This is a genomic window from Pseudonocardia parietis (assembly GCF_017876315.1).
Taxonomy (GTDB): domain Bacteria; phylum Actinomycetota; class Actinomycetes; order Mycobacteriales; family Pseudonocardiaceae; genus Pseudonocardia; species Pseudonocardia parietis.
Map to the genome: position 1 here is coordinate 5,931,066 of NZ_JAGINU010000001.1, position 23,327 is coordinate 5,954,392.

27 protein-coding genes and 1 tRNA gene are annotated in these 23,327 nt (G+C 71.7%); 13 read left to right on the forward strand and 15 right to left on the reverse strand.

Features of this window, described 5'->3' with window-relative positions:
• Positions 1-15: 15 nt before the first annotated feature.
• Together JOF36_RS27755 and JOF36_RS27760 are read right to left on the reverse strand one after the other, a co-directional pair.
• Positions 16-321 (reverse strand): WhiB family transcriptional regulator, encoded by a 306-nt coding sequence (locus JOF36_RS27755; protein WP_210032641.1) that lies wholly within the window; start codon positions 319-321, stop codon positions 16-18.
• Positions 308-577, reverse strand: coding sequence for a helix-turn-helix domain-containing protein (locus tag JOF36_RS27760; RefSeq protein WP_210032648.1), 270 nt, complete (start codon positions 575-577; stop codon positions 308-310). Before JOF36_RS27760 ends, JOF36_RS27755 begins: the two co-directional genes overlap by 14 nt.
• Before the next feature lie 144 nt (positions 578-721).
• Here JOF36_RS27760 and JOF36_RS27765 point away from each other — a divergent pair, with 144 nt between their 5' ends.
• Together JOF36_RS27765 and JOF36_RS27770 are read left to right on the forward strand one after the other, a co-directional pair.
• Complete coding sequence (locus JOF36_RS27765) at positions 722-1,069, forward strand: winged helix-turn-helix domain-containing protein (protein ID WP_210032650.1); 348 nt, start codon at positions 722-724, stop codon at positions 1,067-1,069.
• Positions 1,070-1,211: 142 nt separating this feature from the next.
• A complete protein-coding gene (locus JOF36_RS27770; protein ID WP_210032652.1) occupies positions 1,212-2,597 on the forward strand; it encodes an NsdA family TPR-like regulatory protein in 1,386 nt (461 codons plus the stop codon).
• Here JOF36_RS27770 and JOF36_RS27775 read toward each other — a convergent pair.
• Both JOF36_RS27775 and JOF36_RS41085 read right to left on the reverse strand, forming a co-directional pair.
• The gene (locus tag JOF36_RS27775; RefSeq protein WP_307862623.1) at positions 2,591-3,535 is read right to left on the reverse strand and encodes a phosphotransferase family protein; all 945 of its coding nucleotides are present in this window, start codon (positions 3,533-3,535) and stop codon (positions 2,591-2,593) included. The genes JOF36_RS27770 and JOF36_RS27775 overlap by 7 nt on opposite strands.
• A 28-nt stretch (positions 3,536-3,563) precedes the next feature.
• Positions 3,564-3,812: a hypothetical protein gene (locus JOF36_RS41085; RefSeq protein ID WP_093357170.1), complete on the reverse strand. Its 249-nt coding sequence runs from the start codon at positions 3,810-3,812 to the stop codon at positions 3,564-3,566.
• 83 nt (positions 3,813-3,895) lie between these two features.
• Between JOF36_RS41085 and JOF36_RS27780 the strand changes: the two genes are divergently transcribed.
• A complete protein-coding gene (locus tag JOF36_RS27780; protein WP_307862624.1) occupies positions 3,896-4,078 on the forward strand; it encodes a MerR family DNA-binding transcriptional regulator in 183 nt (60 codons plus the stop codon).
• Between the two features lie 462 nt (positions 4,079-4,540).
• Here the strand turns inward: JOF36_RS27780 and JOF36_RS27785 are convergent, their stop codons facing one another.
• Positions 4,541-5,041: an Rv3235 family protein gene (locus JOF36_RS27785; protein ID WP_210032656.1), complete on the reverse strand. Its 501-nt coding sequence runs from the start codon at positions 5,039-5,041 to the stop codon at positions 4,541-4,543.
• A gap of 325 nt (positions 5,042-5,366) precedes the next feature.
• Between JOF36_RS27785 and JOF36_RS27790 the strand changes: the two genes are divergently transcribed.
• Complete coding sequence (locus JOF36_RS27790) at positions 5,367-5,852, forward strand: hypothetical protein (RefSeq protein ID WP_210032662.1); 486 nt, start codon at positions 5,367-5,369, stop codon at positions 5,850-5,852.
• A gap of 6 nt (positions 5,853-5,858) precedes the next feature.
• On the opposite strand, the gene JOF36_RS27795 is transcribed toward JOF36_RS27790, so the two are convergent.
• The 4 genes from JOF36_RS27795 to JOF36_RS27810 all read right to left on the reverse strand — a co-directional run bounded on the left by JOF36_RS27795 (position 5,859) and on the right by JOF36_RS27810 (position 8,768).
• Positions 5,859-7,412 (reverse strand): tyrosine-type recombinase/integrase, encoded by a 1,554-nt coding sequence (locus tag JOF36_RS27795; protein WP_210032664.1) that lies wholly within the window; start codon positions 7,410-7,412, stop codon positions 5,859-5,861.
• A gap of 321 nt (positions 7,413-7,733) precedes the next feature.
• Positions 7,734-7,808: transfer RNA gene (locus tag JOF36_RS27800), tRNA-Val, on the reverse strand.
• A gap of 34 nt (positions 7,809-7,842) precedes the next feature.
• Positions 7,843-8,304, reverse strand: a complete 462-nt coding sequence (locus JOF36_RS27805) for a peroxiredoxin (RefSeq protein ID WP_210032666.1) — start codon at positions 8,302-8,304, stop codon at positions 7,843-7,845.
• 32 nt (positions 8,305-8,336) lie between these two features.
• The gene (locus tag JOF36_RS27810; protein ID WP_210036284.1) at positions 8,337-8,768 is read right to left on the reverse strand and encodes a DUF3052 domain-containing protein; all 432 of its coding nucleotides are present in this window, start codon (positions 8,766-8,768) and stop codon (positions 8,337-8,339) included.
• 408 nt (positions 8,769-9,176) lie between these two features.
• Here JOF36_RS27810 and aceE point away from each other — a divergent pair, with 408 nt between their 5' ends.
• Positions 9,177-11,957, forward strand: coding sequence for a pyruvate dehydrogenase (acetyl-transferring), homodimeric type (gene aceE, locus JOF36_RS27815; protein WP_210032668.1), 2,781 nt, complete (start codon positions 9,177-9,179; stop codon positions 11,955-11,957).
• Positions 11,958-12,188: 231 nt separating this feature from the next.
• Positions 12,189-12,392: a cold-shock protein gene (locus JOF36_RS27820; protein WP_210032671.1), complete on the forward strand. Its 204-nt coding sequence runs from the start codon at positions 12,189-12,191 to the stop codon at positions 12,390-12,392.
• Positions 12,393-12,508: 116 nt separating this feature from the next.
• Here the strand turns inward: JOF36_RS27820 and JOF36_RS27825 are convergent, their stop codons facing one another.
• Positions 12,509-13,258, reverse strand: a complete 750-nt coding sequence (locus JOF36_RS27825; RefSeq protein ID WP_210032673.1) for a pirin family protein — start codon at positions 13,256-13,258, stop codon at positions 12,509-12,511.
• Between the two features lie 9 nt (positions 13,259-13,267).
• Between JOF36_RS27825 and JOF36_RS27830 the strand changes: the two genes are divergently transcribed.
• The 5 genes from JOF36_RS27830 to JOF36_RS27850 all read left to right on the forward strand — a co-directional run bounded on the left by JOF36_RS27830 (position 13,268) and on the right by JOF36_RS27850 (position 18,441).
• On the forward strand, positions 13,268-14,737 hold the full coding sequence (locus JOF36_RS27830) for a PucR family transcriptional regulator (protein ID WP_281071862.1): 1,470 nt from the start codon (positions 13,268-13,270) through the stop codon (positions 14,735-14,737).
• Between the two features lie 174 nt (positions 14,738-14,911).
• The gene (locus JOF36_RS27835) at positions 14,912-15,835 is read left to right on the forward strand and encodes an ACP S-malonyltransferase (protein WP_210032675.1); all 924 of its coding nucleotides are present in this window, start codon (positions 14,912-14,914) and stop codon (positions 15,833-15,835) included.
• Positions 15,836-15,840: 5 nt separating this feature from the next.
• Complete coding sequence (locus JOF36_RS27840; protein ID WP_210032677.1) at positions 15,841-16,821, forward strand: beta-ketoacyl-ACP synthase III; 981 nt, start codon at positions 15,841-15,843, stop codon at positions 16,819-16,821.
• Between the two features lie 53 nt (positions 16,822-16,874).
• Positions 16,875-17,117 (forward strand): acyl carrier protein, encoded by a 243-nt coding sequence (locus JOF36_RS27845; protein ID WP_210032679.1) that lies wholly within the window; start codon positions 16,875-16,877, stop codon positions 17,115-17,117.
• Positions 17,118-17,193: 76 nt separating this feature from the next.
• Positions 17,194-18,441: a beta-ketoacyl-[acyl-carrier-protein] synthase family protein gene (locus JOF36_RS27850; RefSeq protein WP_210032681.1), complete on the forward strand. Its 1,248-nt coding sequence runs from the start codon at positions 17,194-17,196 to the stop codon at positions 18,439-18,441.
• 57 nt (positions 18,442-18,498) lie between these two features.
• On the opposite strand, the gene JOF36_RS27855 is transcribed toward JOF36_RS27850, so the two are convergent.
• From JOF36_RS27855 to JOF36_RS27870, 4 genes are all read right to left on the reverse strand, one after another.
• The gene (locus JOF36_RS27855) at positions 18,499-19,044 is read right to left on the reverse strand and encodes a hypothetical protein (protein WP_210032683.1); all 546 of its coding nucleotides are present in this window, start codon (positions 19,042-19,044) and stop codon (positions 18,499-18,501) included.
• Between the two features lie 46 nt (positions 19,045-19,090).
• Positions 19,091-19,582 carry a DUF3145 domain-containing protein gene (locus tag JOF36_RS27860; RefSeq protein ID WP_210032685.1) on the reverse strand — a complete coding sequence of 164 codons (492 nt, stop codon included), beginning with the start codon at positions 19,580-19,582 and terminating at the stop codon, positions 19,091-19,093.
• Between the two features lie 232 nt (positions 19,583-19,814).
• Positions 19,815-20,888: an MBL fold metallo-hydrolase gene (locus tag JOF36_RS27865; protein ID WP_210032687.1), complete on the reverse strand. Its 1,074-nt coding sequence runs from the start codon at positions 20,886-20,888 to the stop codon at positions 19,815-19,817.
• A gap of 21 nt (positions 20,889-20,909) precedes the next feature.
• Positions 20,910-21,587, reverse strand: coding sequence for a transglutaminase-like domain-containing protein (locus JOF36_RS27870; RefSeq protein WP_307862625.1), 678 nt, complete (start codon positions 21,585-21,587; stop codon positions 20,910-20,912).
• A gap of 231 nt (positions 21,588-21,818) precedes the next feature.
• On the opposite strand from JOF36_RS27870, the gene JOF36_RS27875 reads away from it, so the two are divergent.
• Together JOF36_RS27875 and JOF36_RS27880 are read left to right on the forward strand one after the other, a co-directional pair.
• Positions 21,819-22,031, forward strand: coding sequence for a helix-turn-helix domain-containing protein (locus tag JOF36_RS27875; protein WP_210032691.1), 213 nt, complete (start codon positions 21,819-21,821; stop codon positions 22,029-22,031).
• Between the two features lie 9 nt (positions 22,032-22,040).
• Positions 22,041-22,793: a methyltransferase domain-containing protein gene (locus tag JOF36_RS27880; RefSeq protein ID WP_210032693.1), complete on the forward strand. Its 753-nt coding sequence runs from the start codon at positions 22,041-22,043 to the stop codon at positions 22,791-22,793.
• A 43-nt stretch (positions 22,794-22,836) separates the two neighbouring features.
• On the opposite strand, the gene JOF36_RS27885 is transcribed toward JOF36_RS27880, so the two are convergent.
• Positions 22,837-23,307: an NUDIX hydrolase gene (locus JOF36_RS27885; protein ID WP_210032701.1), complete on the reverse strand. Its 471-nt coding sequence runs from the start codon at positions 23,305-23,307 to the stop codon at positions 22,837-22,839.
• Positions 23,308-23,327: the final 20 nt, after the last annotated feature.

The window sequence follows — 23,327 nt, forward strand, 5'->3', positions numbered from 1 at the left end:
AGGTGTGCACCCGTGTCATGCCGGCCGCCGTGCGGCGCGGGGAACGGCGAAACCGTCGTCGCGGAGGGACCGAGCGAGACCTCCCCGCTCCCGGGCGGTCATTCCGCCCCAGATTCCATGCGACTCGCCGCGCCGAATCGCCGTCGCCAGGCACTCGTCCCGGACCGAGCACGACCGGCAGATCGCCTTGACCCGTCCCGCCGACTCGCGCTCCTCGGGGAAGAACAGGTCGGCGTCGACCTCGCGGCAGCTCGCATACGCCTCCCAGTCCGGGTCGACCTGTCCTCCGAACAGGGCTGCGTAGACCTCAGCCGCGCTCATCGGGCCCGCCTCCCGCGGCGGCGGCCGTCCACTCGGCGACGTCGACGAGTCGGCGGCCCTCGACCGCAGCCTCGGTCAGCGCTTCGAGAGCCTTGGCGGGAACGACGATCCGTCCGCGGATGCGCAGGGCGGGGAACTCGCCCGCCTGAATCGCCCGGTAGACCGTCATCTCCGACGCGCCGAGCATCTGCGCTGTCGCCGCGACGCTGTAGAACGCCGGCGCGGCCGTCTGTGCACCACTCTGCTGATTCCTCATCGGGTCTCCTCCCGATCGCATGCACCAACTATATGCACATAGTGTTCTTGTAGTACAAGGCTCCGCGACACGCCTGTGGATGACTTCCGGCCTGCCAGGCACGGGTCGCCGGGCACAATGCCAATGCCGACACGAGGAGGGCGGGTGGCCAGGACACCGAAGTACCAGCAGGTCGCTGACGACCTCCGTCGCAAGATCCAGGACGGGACCTACGCGATCGGCGGGTTACTGCCCTCGACCTCGACGTTGATGAGCAGCTACAACGTCTCCGTGACCGTCGCTCGGGCCGCGATCAAGCAGTTGCAGAACGACGGCGTCGCCGAAGGGCAGCCCGGCAAGGGCGTCTATGTCACCGCTGTCCCACAACCCGCCGAGCCCTCTGCCGAACTCGTCGCGATCACTCGCCGGATCGATGCCCTACGGGAGGCCCTCGACTCGGCAATGTCCGAATTGGACGCGCGAGTGTCGAAGTTGGAGTCGCGCCGGCACTGACAGCGAAACCCAGCACCTCGTTCCCCTCGCCAACCCGCCGCGTCCGCTGTTCGTTCACGCCTTCCACTCTGACTTCGACGAAACGGCCACGGCAGGGCACACAAGGAGGCACACTCGGACGCCAGGGCACGGAGGGGGTCCAGTGGCGGGGAACGAGCAGCTCAGGGCATTGCTGCTCGAAGCAGACTTCCTGGATCGCGATGGTCAGGTCGGACGCAAGCGGTTCGCTAGAGCCGTCACGGACGCAGCCGTCTCCCGCGGACTCCGCCGGACGTTCACGCACACCTACGTCACCCGCTGGATCAACGGCGCGATTCCCCGGGACGAGGAGACGCGAGCCTGCATCCTGCAGGCGATCGGCAGCCGGCTCGGGAGGGTGGTCCATTCCGACGAGGTGGGCTTCGGCGTGGGCCCACAGTTTTCGCCCGACATCGGTCTGGTCTATCCGAACGGCACAGACGACTCGGCCGCATCACTTGCTGCCCTGCTTCAGGCTGATCTTGCCGAGTCGCCGACCATCGTCTCGACGGCGGTCAGCCCGTCCGCATGGAGCGACGCCTCACTGTCCTGGCTGGTCAACACCCGAAGCCCTCGCGAATGGCAACCTCGGTCGATCGGCGCCGCAGACGTCGATCGCCTGCGACAGACCCGGCTGAGCTTCGACATGCTCGACAACCGCTTCGGGGGTGGCCACGCCCGCCGCGCGCTCGTCGTGTACCTCCACGACGACCTCCCGAAGCTGTTGCGCGCCAGCGCCACTTCCGCGGTCCGACAAGAAGTTCTGGCGGCCAGTGCCGAGATCACCCAGCTCGCCGCCTGGGCGTCGTACGACATCGGTCATCACGGTCTGGCTCAGCGCTACTTCATCCAGGCTCTCGGCCTCGCCGACGCAGCGGAGGACCGGAGCTTGGCAGCCAGCATCTTGGATGCGATGAGTCACCAGGCGACCTACCTGGGGAAGTACCGGGAAGCTGCGAACCTTGCCCGTGCCGCATCGCTCGGCACAGAGGGTCTCGGCGTTCCCATTCTGAGCGCCCACTTCCACGTCATGGAGGCACGCGCACTCGCCATGGCGGGCGACGCCGCCGGCTGCGACGCCGCGCTCGGAACGGCGACTGCGGCCTATGCGCGGCACTCCCCCGGCGACGGCCCGACCTGGATCCAGTACTTCGACGAGGCCGAGTTCGCCGCCGAGATGGCGCACTGCAACCGAGACCTCGGACGTGCCACCGAAGCCAGCCGGTGGGCGTCGAAGGCACTGGCCGACGCGAGCGGGAACTACGCCCGGAGCGACTTCTTCGCGACGATGGTGCTCGCCCATTCGCAGCTCGACGCCGACGAGCTTGAGGCCGGCGTCATGACGGCGTTGAACGCCCTCGAGCTCGGCGAGACGCTTCGCTCGGCACGCAGCGAACGCTACGTCGACGAGCTGCGGACGCGGCTGGCCCGCTTTCACGGCGCGCGCGTCCTCACCGACTTCGCCGAGCGCGCTCGTGCACTGAGGCTCTGGGCGCCACATGCTCAGTAGGCCGACCAGTCCCGCCGACTCGCGCCGGTCCGGATCGCGGCAATCCGCTTGGCCGCCTCAGCCGCGGACTTCTCCGAGTGCGCGGCCTGCTTGCTCAGCCACGCCGTCATCGCGATCTCGCGCATGTCCGCCAGCTGTTCGTAGCCCTCCCAGTCGCGGAGGTCGTGGCCGTAGACGTCCACGAAACGCCGATATTCCTCGGGGCTGTGCCAGCCGAGCCGGTCGGCGAACAGAGCCGTCTGAATAAGGTCCCATTCGCGCGGCCCGGTCGCGAAACTGTCCAGGTCGATCAGGACCGGTCGGTCGTCGCGGTCGAGAATCACGTTGCCGACGTTGGCATCACCGTGGATCACACCACGCGGGAGTGCGAAGGGCAGGCCAGGAAGGGTCTTCCGTGCCCACGAGTACCGCTCCCGGAGAAAGGACTCGTCGGCCTCGGCGAGTCCTGGGAACAGGGGCACTGCGTCGTCGGGATCACCGAAGGGCCGCAACGCCGGGAGTTCGAGCTCGGCCGGCGCGGCGAGCTGGTGCAGATCCCTGATGAGTGCTGCGACGTCGTCGATCTCTGCGTAGCGCTCGTCGTCTGCCGCTGACTTCCAAAACGTCACCACGCGACCGTCGGCCTCGATCGGCTGCTCGACGTCGATGACCCGTGCGGCGGGGAAGTCGACGCTCTCGAGCCATCTCGCGACGGCCACCTGCCTAGCGGCACCATCGACCGGTACGCCCGGGCGTGAGACCCGGGCGATGACCTCGTCCGGGAGCCTGAACACTGCGTTCGAGCCGTAGCGGATGAGAGTGGACGGATCGTGGGCGAGCCGCGCTGCGGAGGCAGCCTGCTGTAGAGCGGGGGCCGGGTCGTCGCTCTCGCGCTCGGCCGCCTTGGCGTCGCTGATCGCGCACCTCGAATCTCTTGTCGGAACCGCCGCCGTCGTCACCCCGAGCCTAGGTCGGGGCGCGCCGGCGTCAGTCGGTCGGATAGATGCGCCGTGTGAAGGACACAGATTGCTCGACACCGTCGACGAACCAGGCGACGGAACGCCGCGTGCCCAGCCGGCCCACGTGAAAGCTGGTGACCGAGGTAGACAGGACTCGGTCATCACTGGAGCGCGACTGGGCATATGTGCGCGCCTCCCCCTCGGTGCGGAAGACGATCTCGACCGCGCCGACGTCATCGGCCTTGGTCGCATGGACGGAGTAGACCGTGTCCGACACAGCACCTCCCATAGTTGCGTCAATCTACGACATAGTACGACATACGCCGCCGGAGCGGTGATCAGCTACTTAGCCTGCGTGTCGTGGGCAGGCTGGTGACGAGCGGAGAGCTCGCCAAGGAGCTGGGCCTGAGCCTGCGCACGATCCAGCGCTACATCGCCGGCGGCGTGATCACGCCAGAGTTCCGGACGGCCGGCGGGCACACGAGGTGGGACCCGGACTCGGTGCGTGAGCAGCTACGGAAACTGCACGAGCAGGACACCTGATCCGACTCAGGGACGGACGGGTTCATCGCACTCAGGGCAGAACGGCTCGAACCCTCGGCGTGGTTCTGAGTCATGTTGTCGTGCATGGCTTGTGCTCCCTGGCCGGTTGGCGGGGCAGTCGGCGGACGCCGCATCGCCGTGGGAGCGCCCGTCGCTGCGTCGCAGGGGCCCCGGACCAAGCCAGAGCGGCAGATGCTTTCGGGCGCAGCGGACCTGAAGGGCCGAGAGGATCTCTGCCGCACCGGCTTTGTCCGGCGGGGGCGGCGTAGCGAAGCTCCGGCCGAGGTCGACGAACACTGCCGCCGCAGGCCCGCCATCGCTTCGTGGCCCCGGGGCGGCCTTGAGCCCCCTGCGGTCGGGCCGCGGCAGGTTCTTCGCCGCGGCCCGACCGCGACGGCACAGCCCGACAGGTCCGCTACGCGCAGCGGCGGCCCGGCGGGAGACTCCCGCCGGGCCGCTGCCTCACAAGATCCGGAGCGTGTCGCAGACCCAGTTCTCCAGGCAGGTCAGTTCGAACGACGCCGCAACCGCTCGACGGCGCCCCCGAATGGCCACCGACGCTGCGACCTCCACCGCCCCCTCGTGCGGCTGGGACGGGTGGAAGCTCAGCAACCGGACCCCGCCGGGCAGGCCGCCCGGGCCGAGCGGGATCGCCCGCAGGTAGCGGATCACCCGGGGGGCGGCGATCTTCGTCATCTGGCGGGCCGGACGTCGTCCGTCGAGCATCTCCATCAGCAGCGCCAACGCGCGGAACGCGCTCCTGATGGCCGCCGCATCAGGCACGACGTCCGTGACGGGATCCGGCATGGCCTGCAGGCCGATGCTCGGCTCCTGGACCGGATCAGGACGCCCGCAGGTCGGGCACTGCCGCTGAGTGAGCCCTCCGCTGTGAACCCGGCGGACGATAGGTCGCCCGAGAATGGTCTCGTTGTCGTTCTCCTCGTGGTTGACGTGCTTCGGCATGACGGGCTCCCTCGGTCGGTGGAACCAGCCCGGTGAGCATTGAAGTCGGTGGGCCGGTAGCGGGGCGCGGTGCGAAGCGCCCGCCCCTGTCCTCCGCGCCCGACTCCGCCCGGCGAGGCTCGCGGTCACGGGCGGCCGCAGGCCGTCGGCGCAGCCGATGCGCAGCACCCTGGACCGTGAGACCGGGCGGAGTAAGCGGCCCACCAATCAGGGCAGCCCGGCCTACGGCCGGCCCGCGGCGGCTCTGCCGCCCTCGCTTTCGCGTTGTCCACAGGCGCGCGCCGCGAGCCCCACACAGTCGTGAGAACCGCCTACCGTCCTCGCCATGGGCGACACCCACCGCCGGTACCTACCGGGGCTCCTACCGAACAGCCATCCCGCCGCCTCGACCGAGCTGCGGCTGGCTGAGACGGCCCGCGTGACATCGGACTTCGCGCGGGGGATGGTCCCCACAGGTTCGCCGGCAGTGCTGTTGCCCGGAGTTCTCGTCGACGACGCGATTCAGCTCATGCGCCATGCGCAGGACGTGCTGGCCTCGGCGGTCCGAGTTGAGCTGGCCGCGGGCACGAGCCGGCGCGCGCTGGCCGACGCCCTCGGGGAGCACGAAGACGCGACGCGCAGTCGGTCCGAGATGCTCCTCGACGAAGTTCCCGCTGCCATATCGTCCGAAGATCTGGCCGACCGGCTGTTCGATCTTGACGCCTGGGTCCGTCGACACCACGAAGACGACGACTCCAGGCTCACGGCGCACCCCGTGACCGACGCTGTGCTCGGGCACCTGCATGCTCCTCCGGCCGACCAGCGGGATTGACGGCGTTCAGGGCGCCGCTACGAACGTCTTGAGCCGCTCCTTCAGCACCGGGTCCGAGACCTCCAGCGTGAAGTCGTCGAGTTCAGAAGGATCGCGGCCGTCGCGGCGTACTGCGCCCACCAGCAGCTCACGTAGCCCAGGGGCATCTTCAGGATCGGCCTCTGCGGAAAAGTCCGCGATCACGTAGCCGCGACGCCGGACGACGAAATCGAGGAGACGGCGCTGCGGTGCGAGCGGCGCCGTCTCCTCAGGCACCGCCGCGGTGCTGACCGCGGGCTCGGTCGGCTGCTCAGGCGCAAGAACAACGGCGCCTCCGCCCGCCTGGGTACGGACCACGCCCCAGGTCTGCAGCAGGTCGAGCGCCTTGTACGCCGTACCGACGCCGACCTCGTACTCGCGAGCCAGCCTGTTGATCGCCGGAAGTTGCTCGCCCTCCGAGAGCTCACCCGCCTCGATCCTCCGCAGGATCGCCGCGGCCGTCTTCTCGAACGGCAACCGTGGCGCGGTCCGTGCACGTTCCACCGCCGACACGGACGTCGGCCTTTCCGGTAGCCGGGCGGTGATCCCCGCCGCGGCGCGTTGGTCGGCCTCGGCCAGCCAGGCGGCATAGACCCGCAGCGTCGTGACCCCGCCGCCGCTGTGGCCCAGACGGCCCGCGACCGTGCGGATGTCCATGCCGGCGGCGATCAGCTCGGTCGCCGAGTAGTGCCGCAGGCCGTGGAAGTGGGTCTCGAGGCCCAGTCGCTTCGCCATCCGGGTGTAGCGCTGTCCGACCGACGACGGCACCAGGGACTCGCTGCTGTCCGCGGACTGCGAGAACACGAAGGACGCACCGGTCAGCTCGCGCCCGAGCTGAGCGGCAGCCTCCTCGGCCCGCGCCTTGTGCTCCGCGAGCACTGCGGTCGTCTCCTCATCGAGGGTGACCCGGCGCTGCTGATGGGTCTTGGTGTCCTTCTCGACCAGGTTCCGACGCCCGTCGGTGGCGATCGCCCGGCGGATCTGCACGGTCCGGCCGTCGAGGTCGACGTTGCGCCAGCGCAGCGCACACACCTCGCCACGGCGCGCGCCCGTCGTCATCGTGAACCAGACCAACGCCCCCCAGTCCGGATCCGCGGAGGCCTCCTCGATCAGCTTCGCCGCCTCGGCAGGCGTCGGTGGCTGCGGGTCCGGCGGCTTCGGTGCGGGAACTTCGGCCTGCACGACGGGGCTCGTCGCCACCCACCGCCAGCGCACAGCCCTCTTATACGCGCCGCTGAGGACGTGGTGCACGTGCCGGATCGTCGTGTTCGACAGCGGCTTACAGACATGCGGACGGCAGCGCTCGTCGCACTCATGCGGCCGCGGGGTCCGATGATCGACGACCTTGCTGCGGGGCTTGCAGTGGACCCGGCAGCGACGGAGCTCGGCATAGAGCGAGTCCAGCTCGTCCGGGCCCAGCGCGCCGGCCTTCTTGCTGCCGACGAACGGCCGGACGTGCTTGTCCAGATACCGCTCGTACATCAGGTGCGTACTGGCGCTGACGTCGAGCATCTCGAGGTAGCGATCGAGGAGTTGGTTCACCGTGGCCGAGGTTCGGGGGCTTCGACGCTCGTCGACCTCGTTCAGCATGCGGGTGCGTGCTGCCTCGGCCTGAGCCTCCGCCCGGGGGCCGGCTGAGATGATCTCCGTCAGGTAGTGACGGCGCCCTGTGACGGCGTCGAAACCCGCGTAAACACGCACACGCAGGCCTCCGCTTGGCAGCGCGTCGATGCCTCCGCGTGGCCGCCTCCGGCTGCCCTTCCTGGTCGCCATGACAGCACGATAGGGGCCGTTCGCGTCACGTTTGATGTCACGACACGCCCGCGCTGAGCGGGCCTGACCAACGAACTACCTGGTCGGACGTGGTGGGCGCGGCAGGGTTCGAACCTGCGACCGCTCGGGTGTAAACCGAGTGCTCTCCCGCTGAGCTACGCGCCCTCACGACCCGGAGCACGTCCGGGCCCGAAGAGTCTCACATGGCATCGAGCGCCCGTCGCCACCCGTCCTGGTCCCGCGGCTCCCCCGGCTGGTTCACCTCGGCGAAGGAGACGACCCCGTCCAGTTCGACGAGGAACGTCCCCCGCACCGCCATCCCCTTGTCGGAGTTGAAGACCCCGTACGAGGACGCGACCGAACCGTGCGGCCAGAAGTCCGACAGCAACGGGAACGTGAAGCCCGCGGAGGAAGCCCAGGCTCCCAGCGCGAAGGTCGGATCGCACGAGATCGCCAGGACCTGCGTCGACGGGTTCTGGAACGCCGGGAGCGACGCCTGCACGCTCGCGAGCTCCCCACCACAGATCCCCGAGAAGGCGAACGGGTAGAAGACCACGAGGGCTCGTCGCCCCGACGACAGGACCGACGTCAGCGAAACCTGCTGACGATCCTGGTCGGGCAGGGTGAAGGACGGAGCCGGGGCTCCCACCGCGGGTGGCACGGTGACCACCGTAGCCACCCGCGGGGAGAAGATCAGCCCTTGCCCTTGCCCTGCTTCGGCGGAACCAGCTTCGAACCCACCCAGTCCGCACCGAGGGTGGCGTTCGAGGTCTGCGACAGACCGGCTGTGGGGGCCGCCTCCGCGATCTCGGACGGCTGGAGGTGACCGTCCCGGCCCGTCTTGGGTGTCAGCACCCAGACCACTCCGTCATCCGCCAGCGGGGTACGGGCGTCGACGAGTGTGTCGACGAGGTCACCGTCCCCCTCGCGGAACCAGAGCAGGACGACGTCGATGACCTCCTGGGCATCCTCGTCCAGCAGTTCCTCACCGATCGTCTCCTCGACGGCGGTTCTCATCTGCTCGTCGACATCGGTGTCGTAACCGAGTTCCTGAACGATCATGCCCGGCTTGACGCCGAGCTTCCCCGCGATGTCGGACGCACCGGCATCAGCCGCGGTCACCACTCGTTCCCCTCTCACGCTGCTCACGCAGTCCATCGTCATCGGTTCCGCGCGGGGGCGCCACCCCTCTCACGGAATCGGATGGGGCATCCGATCACGGGAGGACGACCGGATGCAACCGTGAGCAGGCCGGACGAGCCCGAACCGCCCGGAGTGGCAGCTCACGTTCAGTTGCGCACCGGTAGTACCTATCCTCGCTCCCACGCCCCGTAACCCGCTCCTCCGCGAGGGATGCGAGGTTTCGGGCCCGCGCCCGAAGGGGCACGATGGAGCCATCACGCCCGCCCGACCCGGTCGGCGGCGCCGTGGCCGCCGCCCCACCGACCCCCGGGGGCGGCCGGGCACGGACGCGGGCGGGTGGAAGAAGGGCCGGGCGATCCCGGCCACCGACAGACCAGGCAGGGAGAACCCTTGACCGCGCAGAGCAGCAAGGCCGGCGACGAGCCACGCCGCGTCAACATCATCCGGAACGGGCTCGCGTCCCACCTGCCGGACATCGACCCGGAGGAGACCGCCGAGTGGCTGGAATCCTTCGACGCGGTCCTGGACAACGCCGGCCAGCAGCGCGCCCGCTATCTGATGCTGACCATGCTGCAGCGGGCCCGTGAGAAGCGCGTCGGTGTGCCGTCGCTCACCACGACCGACTACGTCAACACCATCCCGACCGAGGTGGAACCGTGGTTCCCGGGTGACGAGGAGACCGAGCGCACCTACCGCCGCTGGCTGCGGTGGAACTCGGCGATGACGGTGCACCGCGCGCAGCGCCCGGGCATCGGCGTCGGCGGCCACATCTCCTCCTACGCGTCGTCGGCCACCCTCTACGAGGTCGGCTTCAACCACTTCTTCCGCGGCAAGGACCACCCCGGCGGCGGCGACCAGATCTTCATCCAGGGCCACGCCTCGCCCGGCATCTACGCCCGTGCCTACCTCGAGGGCCGGCTGTCCGAGGACCGCCTGGACGGGTTCCGGCAGGAGCTGAGCCACGCCGGTCCGGGCGGCGGGCTGCCCTCGTACCCGCACCCGCGGCTGATGCCGGACTTCTGGGAGTTCCCCACGGTGTCCATGGGCATCGGCCCGATGAACGCGATCATGCAGGCCCGGTTCAACCGCTACCTCGGTGACCGCGGCATCTCCGACACCTCCGACCAGCGTGTCTGGGCGTTCCTGGGCGACGGCGAGATGGACGAGCCGGAGTCGCGCGGCATGGTCCACGTCGCGGCGAACGAGGGCCTCGACAACCTGACCTTCGTCGTCAACTGCAACCTGCAGCGCCTCGACGGCCCGGTCCGCGGCAACGGTAAGATCATCCAGGAGCTGGAGGCGTTCTTCCGGGGCGCCGGCTGGAACGTCATCAAGGTCGTCTGGGGCCGCGAGTGGGACTCGCTGCTGCACGCCGACCGCGACGGCGCCCTGATCAACCTGATGAACACCACGCCGGACGGCGACTACCAGACCTACAAGGCCAACGACGGCGCCTACGTCCGCGACCACTTCTTCGGCCGCGACCCGCGCACCAAGGCCATGGTCGACCCGATGAGCGACGCCCAGATCTGGCAGCTCAAGCGCGGCGGCCACGACTACCGCAAGGTGCACGCCGCCTACGCCGCGGCGACCGCGCACCACGGCCAGCCGACCGTCATCCTGGCCAAGACGATCAAGGGTTACGGCCTCGGCTCGAACTTCGCGGGCCGCAACGCCACCCACCAGATGAAGAAGCTCACGCTCGAGGACCTCAAGCAGTTCCGCGACGAGCAGCGCATCCCGATCTCGGACAAGCAGCTCGAGGCGGACCCGTACCTGCCGCCGTACTACCACCCCGGCGAGGACGACGAGACGATCCAGTACCTCAAGGAGCGTCGTCGCAGGCTGGGTGGACCGCTGCCGTCGCGCCGGTCGAAGTCCAAGGCGCTCACGCTGCCCGGCGACAAGGTCTACGACTTCATCAAGAAGGGCTCCGGCAAGCAGGAGGTCGCCACGACGATGGCGTTCGTCCGGCTGCTCCGCGAGCTGGTGAAGGACAAGGAGATCGGCGCACGGTTCGTGCCGATCATCCCGGACGAGGCCCGTACGTTCGGGATCGACTCCATGTTCCCGACCCAGAAGATCTACAACCCGCAGGGGCAGAACTACACCTCGGTCGACGCCGAGCTGCTGCTGGCCTACCGGGAGTCCGAGCAGGGCCAGATCCTGCACGAGGGCATCAACGAGGCCGGCTCGGTCGGGTCGTTCACCGCGGCCGGCACGTCGTACGCCACGCACGGCGAGCCGATGATCCCGGTCTACATCTTCTACTCGATGTTCGGCTTCCAGCGCACCGGTGACTCCATCTGGGCAGCGTCCGACCAGATGGCCCGCGGGTTCCTGGTCGGCGCCACCGCCGGCCGGACGACCCTGACCGGCGAGGGCCTGCAGCACAACGACGGCCACTCGCTGCTGCTGGCCTCCACCAACCCGGCGGTCGCCGCCTACGACCCCGCGTTCTCCTTCGAGGTCGCGCACATCGTCCAGGACGGTCTGCGCCGGATGGTCGGCGAGGACCCCGAGAACGTCATCTACTACCTGACGGTCTACAACGAGCCCTACGTCCAGCCGGCCCAGCCGGAGAACGTCGACACCGCCGGCATCCTGCGCGGCATGTACCGCTACGCCGAGGCCCCCGAGGGCGACGGTCCCGTGGTGCGGCTGATGGCCTCCGGTGTCGCGGTGCCGTGGGCGCTGACCGCACAGCAGATGCTGAACGACGAGTGGGACGTCCGGGCCGAGGTCTGGTCCGTGACCTCCTGGGGTGAGCTGCGCCGCGACGGCGTCGAGGCCGAGCACGCGAACCTGCTCGAGCCCGGCGGCGAGCCGGTCGTCCCGTTCGTGACGACCACGCTGGGCGAGGGCGACCACGCCGACGCCCCGGTCGTCGCGGTCTCGGACTGGATGCGGGCGGTGCCGGACCAGATCCGCCAGTGGTCCCCGGCCCCGTTCCTGTCCCTGGGTACCGACGGGTTCGGCCTGTCCGACACCCGCCCGGCCGTCCGGCGGCACTTCGCGGTGGACTCCGAGTCCATCGTGGTCGGCGCACTGTCCGCACTGGCCAAGCAGGATCTGGTCAAGACCGGGACGGCAGCCGAGGCCGCCGCCAAGTACAAGATCGACGACCCGCGGGCGGCCGGTCCGCAGACCAGCGACTCGGGCGCCGCCTGAGCTCCGCCACCGCATCCGACGGCCCGTCACGCCCCGTTCCGGGGTGCGGCGGGCCGTCGCATATTTTCGCCCTCCCCGGGCGGCGCAGATCACGATAGGCTCCGCCCGACGGAGGTCGCGGGAGATCATCTCGCGCGCGACCCGCCGTCACGACCAGGGCGTGGACCGTGTGCGTCCTGGCCGGCGGCTCCACCGGCGAGGTGCCGGGGGCCGATGAACGAGGGAGCAGGAATGGCAGAGGGCACCGTCAAGTGGTTCAACAGCGAGAAGGGCTACGGCTTCCTCGCTCCCGACGGTGGTGGTGCGGACGTGTTCGTGCACTACTCGGCGATCCAGTCGCAGGGATACAAGAGTCTCGACGAGGGCCAGCGCGTGGCGTTCGACGTCGAGCAGGGACAGAAGGGGCCGCAGGCCAGCGCGGTCACGCCGCTCTGAGCGACCCCCGCAGGAAGGTGGACCCGGCCTAGCCGGGCCCACGCCCACACGGTCCGGATGGCGACATCCGGGCCGCGATGCACGACGCCGTCAGCCACGGCCCCGGCCGTGGCGGATCAGTACCCGAGTGCGCCGTGCATCTCCCACACCAGGATCTCGGCCCCGGCCGCCCCCGCGGTGAGCCGCCGGCCGCCGTCGTCGACGATCCTGGCCGCGTCGCCGGTGTCCAGTACCACGCCGGACGCCTCCAGGTCCGCCGCCCCGCGCGCCACGAACGCGTGCACGAACGGGGCGGTGGGCAGGTCGCTGACGCCACCCGGGCGCAGCCGCACGACGCTCAGCGCGGCCTGGCGCTGTCGTAGCGGCAGCACCGTCACGTCGCGATGCCGCGCGAGCCCGGACGCGAGCACGACCGGCTCGCCGGGCTCCGGCGTCGCCTCGCGCAGCGCGTACTCCGGGTCCCCGCCCGGCGCGTCGGGCACCACCCACATCTGCACGAACCGCACCCCGCGCTCCGGCGTCGCGTGCTCGGAGTGCCGCACCCCCGATCCGGCGCCGAGCCGCTGCACCGCACCGGGCGCGACCCGTTGCACCCGCCCGCTGCCGGTGTCGCGGTGCTCGAGCTCGCCCTCGAGCACCCAGGTGACGATCTCGGTGTCGCGGTGCGGGTGCTCGTCGTACCCCCGGCCCGGGGTCACCCGGTCCTCGTTGTGCAGCAGGAGCAGGCCGAAGTGGGTGTTGGCCGGGTCGTAGTGCGCTCCGGCCGAGAAGCTGTGCCGCGAGTCCAGCCAGCCGGTCGCGGTACGGAAGCGCTCACCGGCCCGGTGCAGGGTGACGTGCGGGTCGCGGTCTGTGGACGGGTTCATCGTCGTGTCATGCTGCCCGACGTGCACCGCCACCCGGTCGCAGCCACGACGCTGCGCCGCCTCGAGCTCGCCTCCGCGCGGTTGGCCGCGGAGTGCCTGGCGGAGATGGAGCGGCGGCAGCCGTGGTTCGCGGCGCTGCCCGCCGACCAGCGCGCCGGGGTCGCGCTGGTGACCCAGACCGGTGTCGCGAACTTCGTGTCCTGGCTGCGCGAACCCGACCGGACGACGCCGCTGACCGCGGAGGCGTTCCGGATCGCGCCACGCGACCTGGCCCGGCGGATCAGCCTGCGCCAGACCGTCGAGCTGGTCCGGATCGCCGCGGACGTCTTCGAGGAGCACCTGCCCCCGCTCGCCGCCGACGCCGCCGAGCGGCACGGCCTCACCGAGGCGGTGCTGCGGTTCGGCCGGGAGATCGCGTTCGCGGCCGCCACCGTCTACGCCGGCGCCGCCGAGTCCCGCGGCGCCTGGGACGCCCGGCTGGAGGCCCTCGTCGTCGACGCGGTGCTGCGCGGGGACGTCGACGGTGCGCTCGTCTCCCGGGCCTCGGCGCTGGGCTGGGACCCGGCCGCCCGGGCGCACTGCCTGGTCGGCAGCGTCCCCGGGTCGGGGCCGGACTCGCCGCAGCTGATCGTGGAGCTGCGCCGGCTCGCCGCCCGGCTGGGGTACGAGGTGCTCATCGGGGTCCAGGGCCGACGCCTGGTGGTGCTGCTGCACGCCACCGGCCGGGTGCCCCGGCGCCGGGTCGACCGGCTCGCCGACGGCGCGGACCCGGACGGCACCGGGATCGGCCCGGACGGCACCGAACCCGCCGCCGCACACTCTCCCGGGCCCCGGCGCAACGGAGCGTCCGCCCGCCCGGCCGGCCCGGAACCCGGCGAGCGGGCGGAGCGGCTCGGCCGGCGGGACCCGGCCGTCGACCCGGTGCTGGCCCAGCTCGCCTCCCGGTTCGGGCCCGGCCCGGTCGTCGCGGGCCCACCGAGCACCGAGCTCGCCACGGCCGGGAGCGCCGTGGCCGAGGCCCTCGCCGGGCTCGCCGCGGCCCCCGGTCACCCGGACGCGGCGCGCCCGGTCGACGCCGCCGACCTGCTGCCCGAGCGTGCGCTGTGCGGGGACCCGGCCGCACGGCGCCGGCTCGCCGAGGAGGTCCTCGCCCCGCTGCACGACGCGGGCGGCGAGCTCCTGCGCACGCTGTCGGCCTATCTGGAGGGCGGCGCCAGCCTGGAAGGATGCGCCCGCGCGCTGTTCGTGCACCCGAACACCGTGCGGTACCGGTTGCGCCGCATCGGTGAGCTGGTCGGGCGCTCCCCCACCGACCCGCGGGAGGCGTTCGTGCTGCGGGCGGCGCTGGTCGCGGACCGGGTGGGCCGCGCCCGGACCGGCATGCCCGCCGACACACCGCTCACCCCGCTGGACGGCAGTGAAGCCGGTGCCGAGGCCGGCGCGGAAGCCGGGGACGCGGCCGACGGGGTCCCCCGATGAGGCCGGGGAGCCCGCTGTGCGACTTGTCGTGAACCCTACAAAGACGACCCAGCACGGAGCGGTAATGAGGGTTCGGTCACACTGCCACGTTGTAGGATTCCTCCAGCTACGGCGGCCCGAAGTTCGTCGTAACCGATATCCCGTCATCGACCCTGTGAGGTGTGTGATGTTCCGGTGATCGCCCTGCTCGCGCCCGGCCAGGGGGCCCAGACCCCTGGCATGCTCGCCCCCTGGCTGGAGGACCCGGCCGCCGCGACGGCCGTCGACGGCTGGTCCGACGCCGTCGGGCTGGACCTGGCCCGACTGGGCACCACGGCGGACGCCGGGGAGATCACCGACACCGCGGTCACCCAGCCGCTGATCGTGACGCTCGGGCTCCTCGCGGCCCGCCGGCTGCGCGAGCGGACCGAGCTGCCGCCGAGCACGATCGTCGCGGGCCACTCGATCGGGGAGATCACCGCCTGCGCGATCGCCGGTGTCCTCACCGACGACGCCGCCGTCGCACTGGCCGGGGTGCGCGGCCGGGAGATGGCCGCCGCCTGCGCCGCCGCGCCGACCTCGATGGCCGCCGTGCTCGGCGGCGACGAGCAGACCGTGCTGGCCCGGCTCGCCGAGCTCGGGCTCGACCCGGCCAACCGCAACGGCGCCGGGCAGATCGTCGCCGCCGGCGCCGAGGAGGCGATCACCGAGCTCGTCGGCACGCCGCCCGAGGGCGCGCGGGTCAAGGAACTCCCGGTCGCCGGGGCGTTCCACACCGCCTACATGGAGCCGGCCCGCGAGGCACTCGAGAAGCACGTGACCACGGTCGCGGTGTCCGACCCGACGCTGCCCCTGCTGTCCAACGCCGACGGCGACGTCGTGACCTCCGGCGACGAGGCGCTGCGCCGCCTGGTCGCCCAGGTGACCCGCCCGGTGCGCTGGGACTCCTGCATGGCGACCCTCGGCGCGCGCGAGACCGGAGCGACGCTGGAGCTCCCACCCGGGGCCACCCTCACCGGCCTGGTCAAGCGGGCACTCAAGGGCACCCCGACCCTCGCGACCAAGACACCCGAGCAGCTCGACGCCGCCGTCGAGCTCGTCACCGAACACGGGAGGTGATCCGCATGCACCTGCCCGAAGCGGCCGCCGGGGCCCGGATCCTGGGCATCGGCAGCGTCCAGCCCGAACAGATCGTCACCAACGCCGATCTCGAGAAGCGCGTCGCGACCGACGACGCGTGGATCCGCTCCCGCGTCGGCATCGCCGAGCGCCGGATCGCCGACGCCGAGACCTCGCTGCCGGACATGGCGATCGAGGCGGGGAAGGCGGCACTCAAGGACGCAGGCTTCGACCCGGCCGAGCTGGACGCCGTCCTCGTCGCCACCTGCACGATGCCCAACCCGATCCCCAACGCGGCGGCCCAGGTCGCCACCCGGCTGGGTGCGGGCGGCGTCGCGGCCTTCGACCTCAACGCCGCCTGCGCCGGGTTCTGCTACGCCCTGGGCGTCGCCGCCGACATGATCCGCGCGGGTTCGGCGCGGCACGTGCTCGTGATCGGCGCGGAGAAGCTGTCGGACTGGATCGACTGGGACGACCGCTCGACCTGCATCATCTTCGCCGACGCGGCGGGCGCCGCGCTGGTCGGTCCGGCGACGGTCGACGCGGAGGTCGGGGTGGGGCCGGTCAGCTGGGGCAGCGACGGCGACAACTTCACCCTGATCCGGGTACTGCCCGAGACGACCAACAAGCTGCACCAGGAGGGCCAGGCGGTCTTCCGGTGGGCCACCACCGCCGTGGCGCCGATCGCCCTCGACGCCATCGCCCGGGCCGGGCTGACCCCGGCCGACGTCGACGTGCTGATCCCGCACCAGGCCAACCTGCGGATCGTCGAGGCGATCGCCAAGAAGCTGCGCCGCCACGGCGCCCGGGAGGACATGGTCGTCGCCGACGACATCGTCCACTCCGGCAACACCTCGTCCGCGTCGATCCCGATGGCGCTGGATCACATGCGCGCCGCCGGCCGGGTACGGTCCGGCGACGTGGTGCTGCTCGTAGGCTTCGGCGCAGGACTGTCCTACGCCGGGCAGGTCGTCGTCTGCCCGTGACGCGATCTGACATCACACCCCATACCGACCCACCTCGCAAGGAGACACCGACCGTGGCTGACAACGCTGAGATCCTGTCCGGGCTGGCCGAGATCGTCGAGGAGGTCGCCGGCATCGACACCGCCGAGGTGACCCCGGAGAAGTCCTTCGTGGACGACCTGGACATCGACTCGCTGTCCATGGTGGAGATCGCCGTGCAGGCCGAGGACAAGTTCGGCGCGAAGATCCCGGACGACAAGCTGGCCGAGCTGAAGACCGTCGGCGACGCCGTCGACTTCATCGCCAAGCACCAGTGATCCGTACCGGCGTGCGCCCCGCGGAGGCTTGCCGCAGCGAGCGTCCGTGCCGTCACGTCGGGGAGAAGGAGACGTCATGACCGACGGAGTGGTCGTCACCGGTTTCGGGGCCACCACCCCGCTCGGCGGGGACGCCGCCTCCACCTGGGAGGCACTGCTCGCCGGGAAGTCCGGCGTGGGCACCACGCAGGCGGAGTGGACCGAGCGGTTCGACCTGCCGGTGGCCATCTCGGCGCAGCTCGCGGTGGAACCCACCGAGGTGCTGCCGCGGGTGCAGGCCCGCCGGATGGACCGTTGCGAGCAGGTCGCGATGATCGCCGCCAAGGAGGCGTGGGAGCACTCCGGCCTGGGCGCGATCCCGGGTACGGACGGCGCCGCGGTCGAGGCCGAACGCCTGGCCGTCGTCATCGGGGCGGGCATCGGCGGCGCGCCGACACTGCTCGCCCAGGACGACCTGCTCGAGGAACACGGCCTGCGCAAGGTCTCCCCGCTCACGGTCCCGATGCTCATGCCGAACGGGCCGGCCGCGATGGTCAGCCTGGAGTACAAGGCGAAGGGCGGCGTGCACTCCCCCGCGTCGGCCTGCGCGACCGGGGCCGAGGCACTCGCCTGGGCCTACCGGCTGCTGCAGGCCGGTGAGGTGGACGTGGTCCTCGCCGGCGGTGCGGAGTCCTGCATCGTGCCGATCACCGTGGCCGGTTTCGTCCAGGCGCGGACCCTGTCCATCCGCAACGACGACCCGGGGGCCGCCTCCCGGCCGTTCGACACCGGACGGGACGGGTTCGTGCTCGGCGAGGGCTCCGGCGTGCTGGTGCTCGAGCGGGAGGAGTTCGCGAAGGCCCGCGGCGCGACGGTCCACGGCCGGCTCGCCGGCATCGGCCTCACCTCGGACGCCTACCACATCACCGGGCCCGACCCGGAGGGCGAGGGCCAGGTCCGCGCCATGCGCAAGGCGGTCGCGAACGCCGGGCTGCAGCCGTCCGACGTCACCCATGTCAACTGCCACGCCACCTCCACGGTGGTCGGTGACGTCGGCGAGTCGGTCGCGGTGCGCAAGGCCCTGGGCGACCACCCGGTGCTGACCGCGCCGAAGTCGGCGCTCGGGCACCTCGTGGGCGGGGCCGGGGCGGTCGAGGGCATCATCACGCTGCTCTCGGTCCGCGACGACATCGTCCCGGCCACGCTCAACCTGGAGGACAAGGACCCGAAGGTCGAGCTCGACGTGGTCGCCGGTGAGCCCCGCAAGACCACGGTGGACGCGGCGCTGAACAACTCGTTCGGCTTCGGCGGGCACAACGCCTCGCTGCTGTTCACCAAGCCCTGACGACTACGGCGGCGGCCCGGGTCCGGCCCGGGCCGCCGTTGCCGTGTCCGGAGCCGCTCAGCAGGGCGCGCCCAGGACGCTGCCGCCGTCGCCGACCAGGATCCGTGGCGGCGACCCGGCCATGGGATAGACCGCCTGCCAGCAGATCCGCCCGACCTGCAGGCCGGGCGGCCCGTCCTGCGGGTCCTGGACACTGACGAACCGCACCAGTGCCAGCACCGCGCCGTGCCGGGCGGCGTCGATCCGGTCGATCCGGACGGTGCCGTCGACGGTGCTGCCGATCCCGTCCAGCCAGACCTCGCGAGGTTGCTGCTCGGCACGTTCCGGATCGACCGACCGGGTCCACATCTCGTGGTCCCGGTCGTTGATCGCGTCGAAGTAACGCTGGATCTGGTCGAGCACCAGCCGCGCGGCCGGATGGGCGGCGGCGCCTGCGCTGATCGTGACGACGCGCTCCCCCGCCCCGCTCTGCGGCACCGACGGGGCCGCCGCGCCGGGCGCGACCCCCTCGGGTGACGCCCCGGACGCCGTCCACGCGATCCCCCCGACCGCGACGAGAGCCACCACCAGTGCCCCGGCGGTCACCGCGGCCCGCCCACTCACCGTTTCCCCCTGCACACCTCCCCAGTGTGCCGGGGTCCGGTGTGGACTAGCCGACCCGGTGGGTGAGCCAGGTGACGGCGGCACCGTCACCGGCGAAGCGGAACGACTCCAGCTCGTCGTCCCAGGCGGTGCCGAGCAGCTGGTCGAGACGCCGGGTCAGGCCCCCGCCGCCGCTCTCCGCCATCACCGCGCGCAGCTGGTCCTCGGGCAGCACGACATCGCCGTTTGCGCTGGCGCGCCCGTGCCACATGCCGAGCCCGGGGACGTGCATGAACCGCTCCCCGTCCACGCCGGGGCTGGGCTCCTCGGTCACCTCGAACCGCAGCATGGACCAGGCGCGCAGCGCTCCCGCGAGGGCACCGCCGCTGCCGACGGGGCCGTTCCACGAGCACTCTGCCCGCAGCTGGCCGGACGCCACCGGCTGCGCGGACCACTCGAGAGAGACCCGCGTTCCGAGAACGCCGGAAATAGCCCACTCGACGTGCGGACAGACCGCAGTCGGCGACGAGTGGACGAACACCACTCCGCGTGTGCTCACTGCCAACCTCCGCTGTCGTCGACGAGGATCGTCTTCCCCTACGTCCTCGGTACTTCAGCGTCGGTGTTGCATGGAGACTCGCGATACGGGTGTGCTGCGTGTGGGTGTCGGTGTGACCTCCGTGATCTGTGGGGAACGGGTGACGTCACTCTGCCGCATCACGGCGCGAGCGGCCACCCCGACACGACCTACGAGTGAACGACTCCCGGCGTGTCGCGGCCCGGCGCGCGGGTCAGGCGGTGTACGTGGCGAGCGTCGCCCCGGTCTCCGGGTCGAGGGTCTCGGTGCGCGTCAGGTCGCCCCGGTCGGCGAGGACGTCGAGGTGCGCGCCGGTCTCGAGGACGGCGAGCATCCGGTTGAACAGGTCCATGTCGTCGAAGCGGTGCTCCCGGCGGGTCCAGCGCAGCACCCGTGCCACATCCTGGGCGCACGCGTTGCCCGCGACGACGGCGTCCCGGCACTGGGCGAGCCGGACGTCGTGGTGCGCCAGCAGCTCGTCGACGCGGGCGTGCACCCGGCCGCCGATCGGGCCGTGTGCGGGCAGCAGATCGGCGTCGGCCCGGGAGCCGACGAGGCGCAGCGAGTCGAGGAACTGGCCGAGCGGGCTCGCCACGGTCGCGGGCTGCAGCCCGATCGACGGCGTGATCCGGGGCAGGATGTGGTCGCCCGCGAACAGCAGGCCGTGCGCCTCGTCGTCGAAGACGAGGTGCCCACGGGTGTGGCCGGGAGTCTCGACGGCGGTCAGCGTGCGCGTCCCCTCCTGGCCACCCACCGCGATCGCGGCGCGGTCGACGATCCACTCGTCGGGCGCCTCCCACTCCTGCGGGTCCGGCCGCGGCCAGGGGCCGCTGCGCCCGATCTCGGCGACGAGGTCCACGGCGCCGCAGCGCAGCAGCCGGGTGTTCTCCGGCTCACGGGCCGCCCGTTCCGGGGACGCGATGATGTCCAGGTTCGGCTTCTCGCCGGCACCGAGCAGTACCCGGGTGCCGTACTCGCGCCGCAGGATCGAGGCCAGCGTGTAGTGGTCGCGATGGGCGTGGGTGATCAGGAACCGGCGGACGTCGCCGAACCCGGACCCGAGCGCGGCGAGGGCCTTGCCCAGCAGGTCGCGGGACTCGTCGAGCGCCCAGCCGGAGTCCACCAGGGTCCAGCCGGCGGCGTCCTCGATCGCGTAGACGTTGACGGCCCGCAGCCCGTCGTGGGGCAGGGGCAACGGGATGCGGTAGACGCCGGGGGCGCTGCGGTAGACGCCCGGGGCGGTCCAGTCGCCGTCCGGGTCGTCGTCGGTCACGGTCGGGGCGATCACCCCGGTGATCCTAGTGCAGTGCTAACGAGTGAATGCGTCCCGACCGGTCACGGCCGACTCGAACATCTCCTCGCCGTAGTGCTCGCGGAAGGTCGCGAGCATGTCGTCCAGCGGCAGGTCGTGGAACGTGCCGCGGTCGTGCTCGTAGGACATGTAGCGGGAGCCCGCGCCGTCGTACTCGTGCATCAGCGCGTCCCGGGTGCCGTCGAACGTGATCGGGTCGACACCGAACCGCGCGCACAGCTCGGCGTTGAACGCCGGCGTAGCCTTCACCCAGCGGTCGTCCAGCCACAGCGCGGTGTAGCCGTGCCAGACGAACAGGTCCGCGCCGCCCATCCGCTCCCGCAGCCGGGCGGTGTTGAGGTGGTTGCGGACGTCGGCGAAACCCAGCCGGGCCGGGATCCCCGCCGCACGGGCGGCCGCGGTGAGCAGCACCGCCTTGGGCACGCACCAGTTGTTCGGCCCGCCGGCGACCCGGCTCGCCCGGTAGGCCTCCGGATCGGTGCCGACGACGAACGGGTCGTACCAGATCTCGTCGCGGACGGCGTCGAACAGCGCGATCGCCCGCTCCCGGGGCGTCTCCCGCCCCGCCGTCACGCGGTCGGCGAAGGTGCGGACGGCTGGGGCGTCCGAGTCGGTGAACCAACCGGGCTTGAGATCCGGTCCGGTCGGCGGCTCCTGCTCCGTCGGTCGTGTCACGGTCGCCTCCTTCCGCGGCGGGGCGGTCCGCCGCATCCGTGACCCTACGCGGGGGCCTACTGGTCACCATATGCGTTCATTCCGGCACTCTGCGTCGATGATCCATCCGGAGTCCACCCGAGGGTGGGACATGTTCACCCCGGGCGGGTGGCCGAATCCGCGCTACCGTCCCTGCGTTCGGTGATCGCGAGGTCGGCAGCGGAGCGGGCCGGCACGAGGAGGGGCACACGCATGGGGGCAGGTATCCCGGAGCAACGGGCCGGGCAGGACGTGCCGTTCCTCACCGTGGCCGAGGTGGCCGAGCGGATGCGGGTGTCGCGAATGACGATCTACCGGCTGGTGCACTCGGGCGAGCTGCCCGCGGTGCGGTTCGGGCGGTCATTCCGGGTCCCGCCGGAGTCGGTGGAGTCGTTGATCGAGTCGGCTCGCTACACGGGCGGCTGACCCGGGCCGATGCTGCCCACCGACGCCGCGAGCGCGCGGCGGGTGGCCGACACCTACGACACCGCCGAGGCGGCGGGCGAGCGTGCCCGCACGCTCGCGCTACTGGCCGCACGGCCCGGCGAGCGGGTGCTCGTCGTCGGCGCGGGCCCGGGACAGCTGCTCTCGGACCTGGCCGGTGCGGTGGGCCCGGGTGTCGTCGGGGTCGATCCGGACCCGCTGATGGTGACGCTCGCCCGGCGGCGCTGCGGTCGCGGCGCCGTGGTCGAGCAGCGGGCACTGGGCGGGCACGGATCGCTGCCCGGCGGACCGTTCGACGCCGTCGCCTGCCTGCAGGTGCTGGAGTTCCTGCCCGACGTCCGCGCGGCGGTCACCGAGCTGCACCGGGTGCTGCGCCCGGGTGGACGGCTGGTGGTGCTCGACACCGACTGGACGTCACTGCGCTGGCCGGGGCCGGACCGGGAACGGCACCGCCGGATCCGGGACGCCTGGTGCACGACGGTGCCGCGGCCGAGGCTGCCCCACGAGCTGGGCCCGGTGCTGCGCGCGGCGGGCTTCACCGGCGGCTGGACGGAGCGGGTGCCGCTGCGCGGCCCGGCCGCCGCCGGGTACGGGGCGGTGCTGCGCGAGATGGTGGCCGCGGCCGCGCCCGGGCGGTGCGGGGTGACCCGGTCCGACGTGGACGCGTGGTCGGCGGACGTCGCGGCGTGCGGGGACGAACCGTTCTCCGTGGACCGGTGGTTCCTCGGCGCGGTGCGGCCGTAGCCGTCAGCGGGAGGCAGCCGCTCGAACCCGAGTGGCGCCGTTCTCAGCCGAACCCGTGGGTGGTGATCGCGGCGGGCCCACCGGCGCGCAGCGCCTCCAGGACCTCCCGCTCGTGCGGGACGGTCGGGTCGGGCAGGGCACCGAGGGCGAACCAGTCGAGGCCGGCCGTCTTCCCCGTCTCGGCCTCGTGCGGCAGGCCGGACCAGCGCCGGCAGGTGAAGAAGAAGTCGACGCGCTCGTCGACCGCGTCACCGGTGCGCATGCTCCGGTGCACCGCGGTCAGCGGTACCAGGTCGTCCGGGTCGATCGTGACGCCGAGCTCCTCGTCCGCCTCCCGGACGGCCGCGGCGAGCGCGGTCTCCCCCGCCTCGACGTGCCCGGCCGCCGCCGCGGCCCAGTGGCCGTCCATGAACCCGGTGTTCGCACGCAGCTGCAGCAGCACCTCGGTCCGTTCGGCCTCCCCGCGCAGCAGCAGGACGTAGGACGCGGGGACCACCCGGTAACGATCGGTCACGATCCGACCCTACGTCGGGC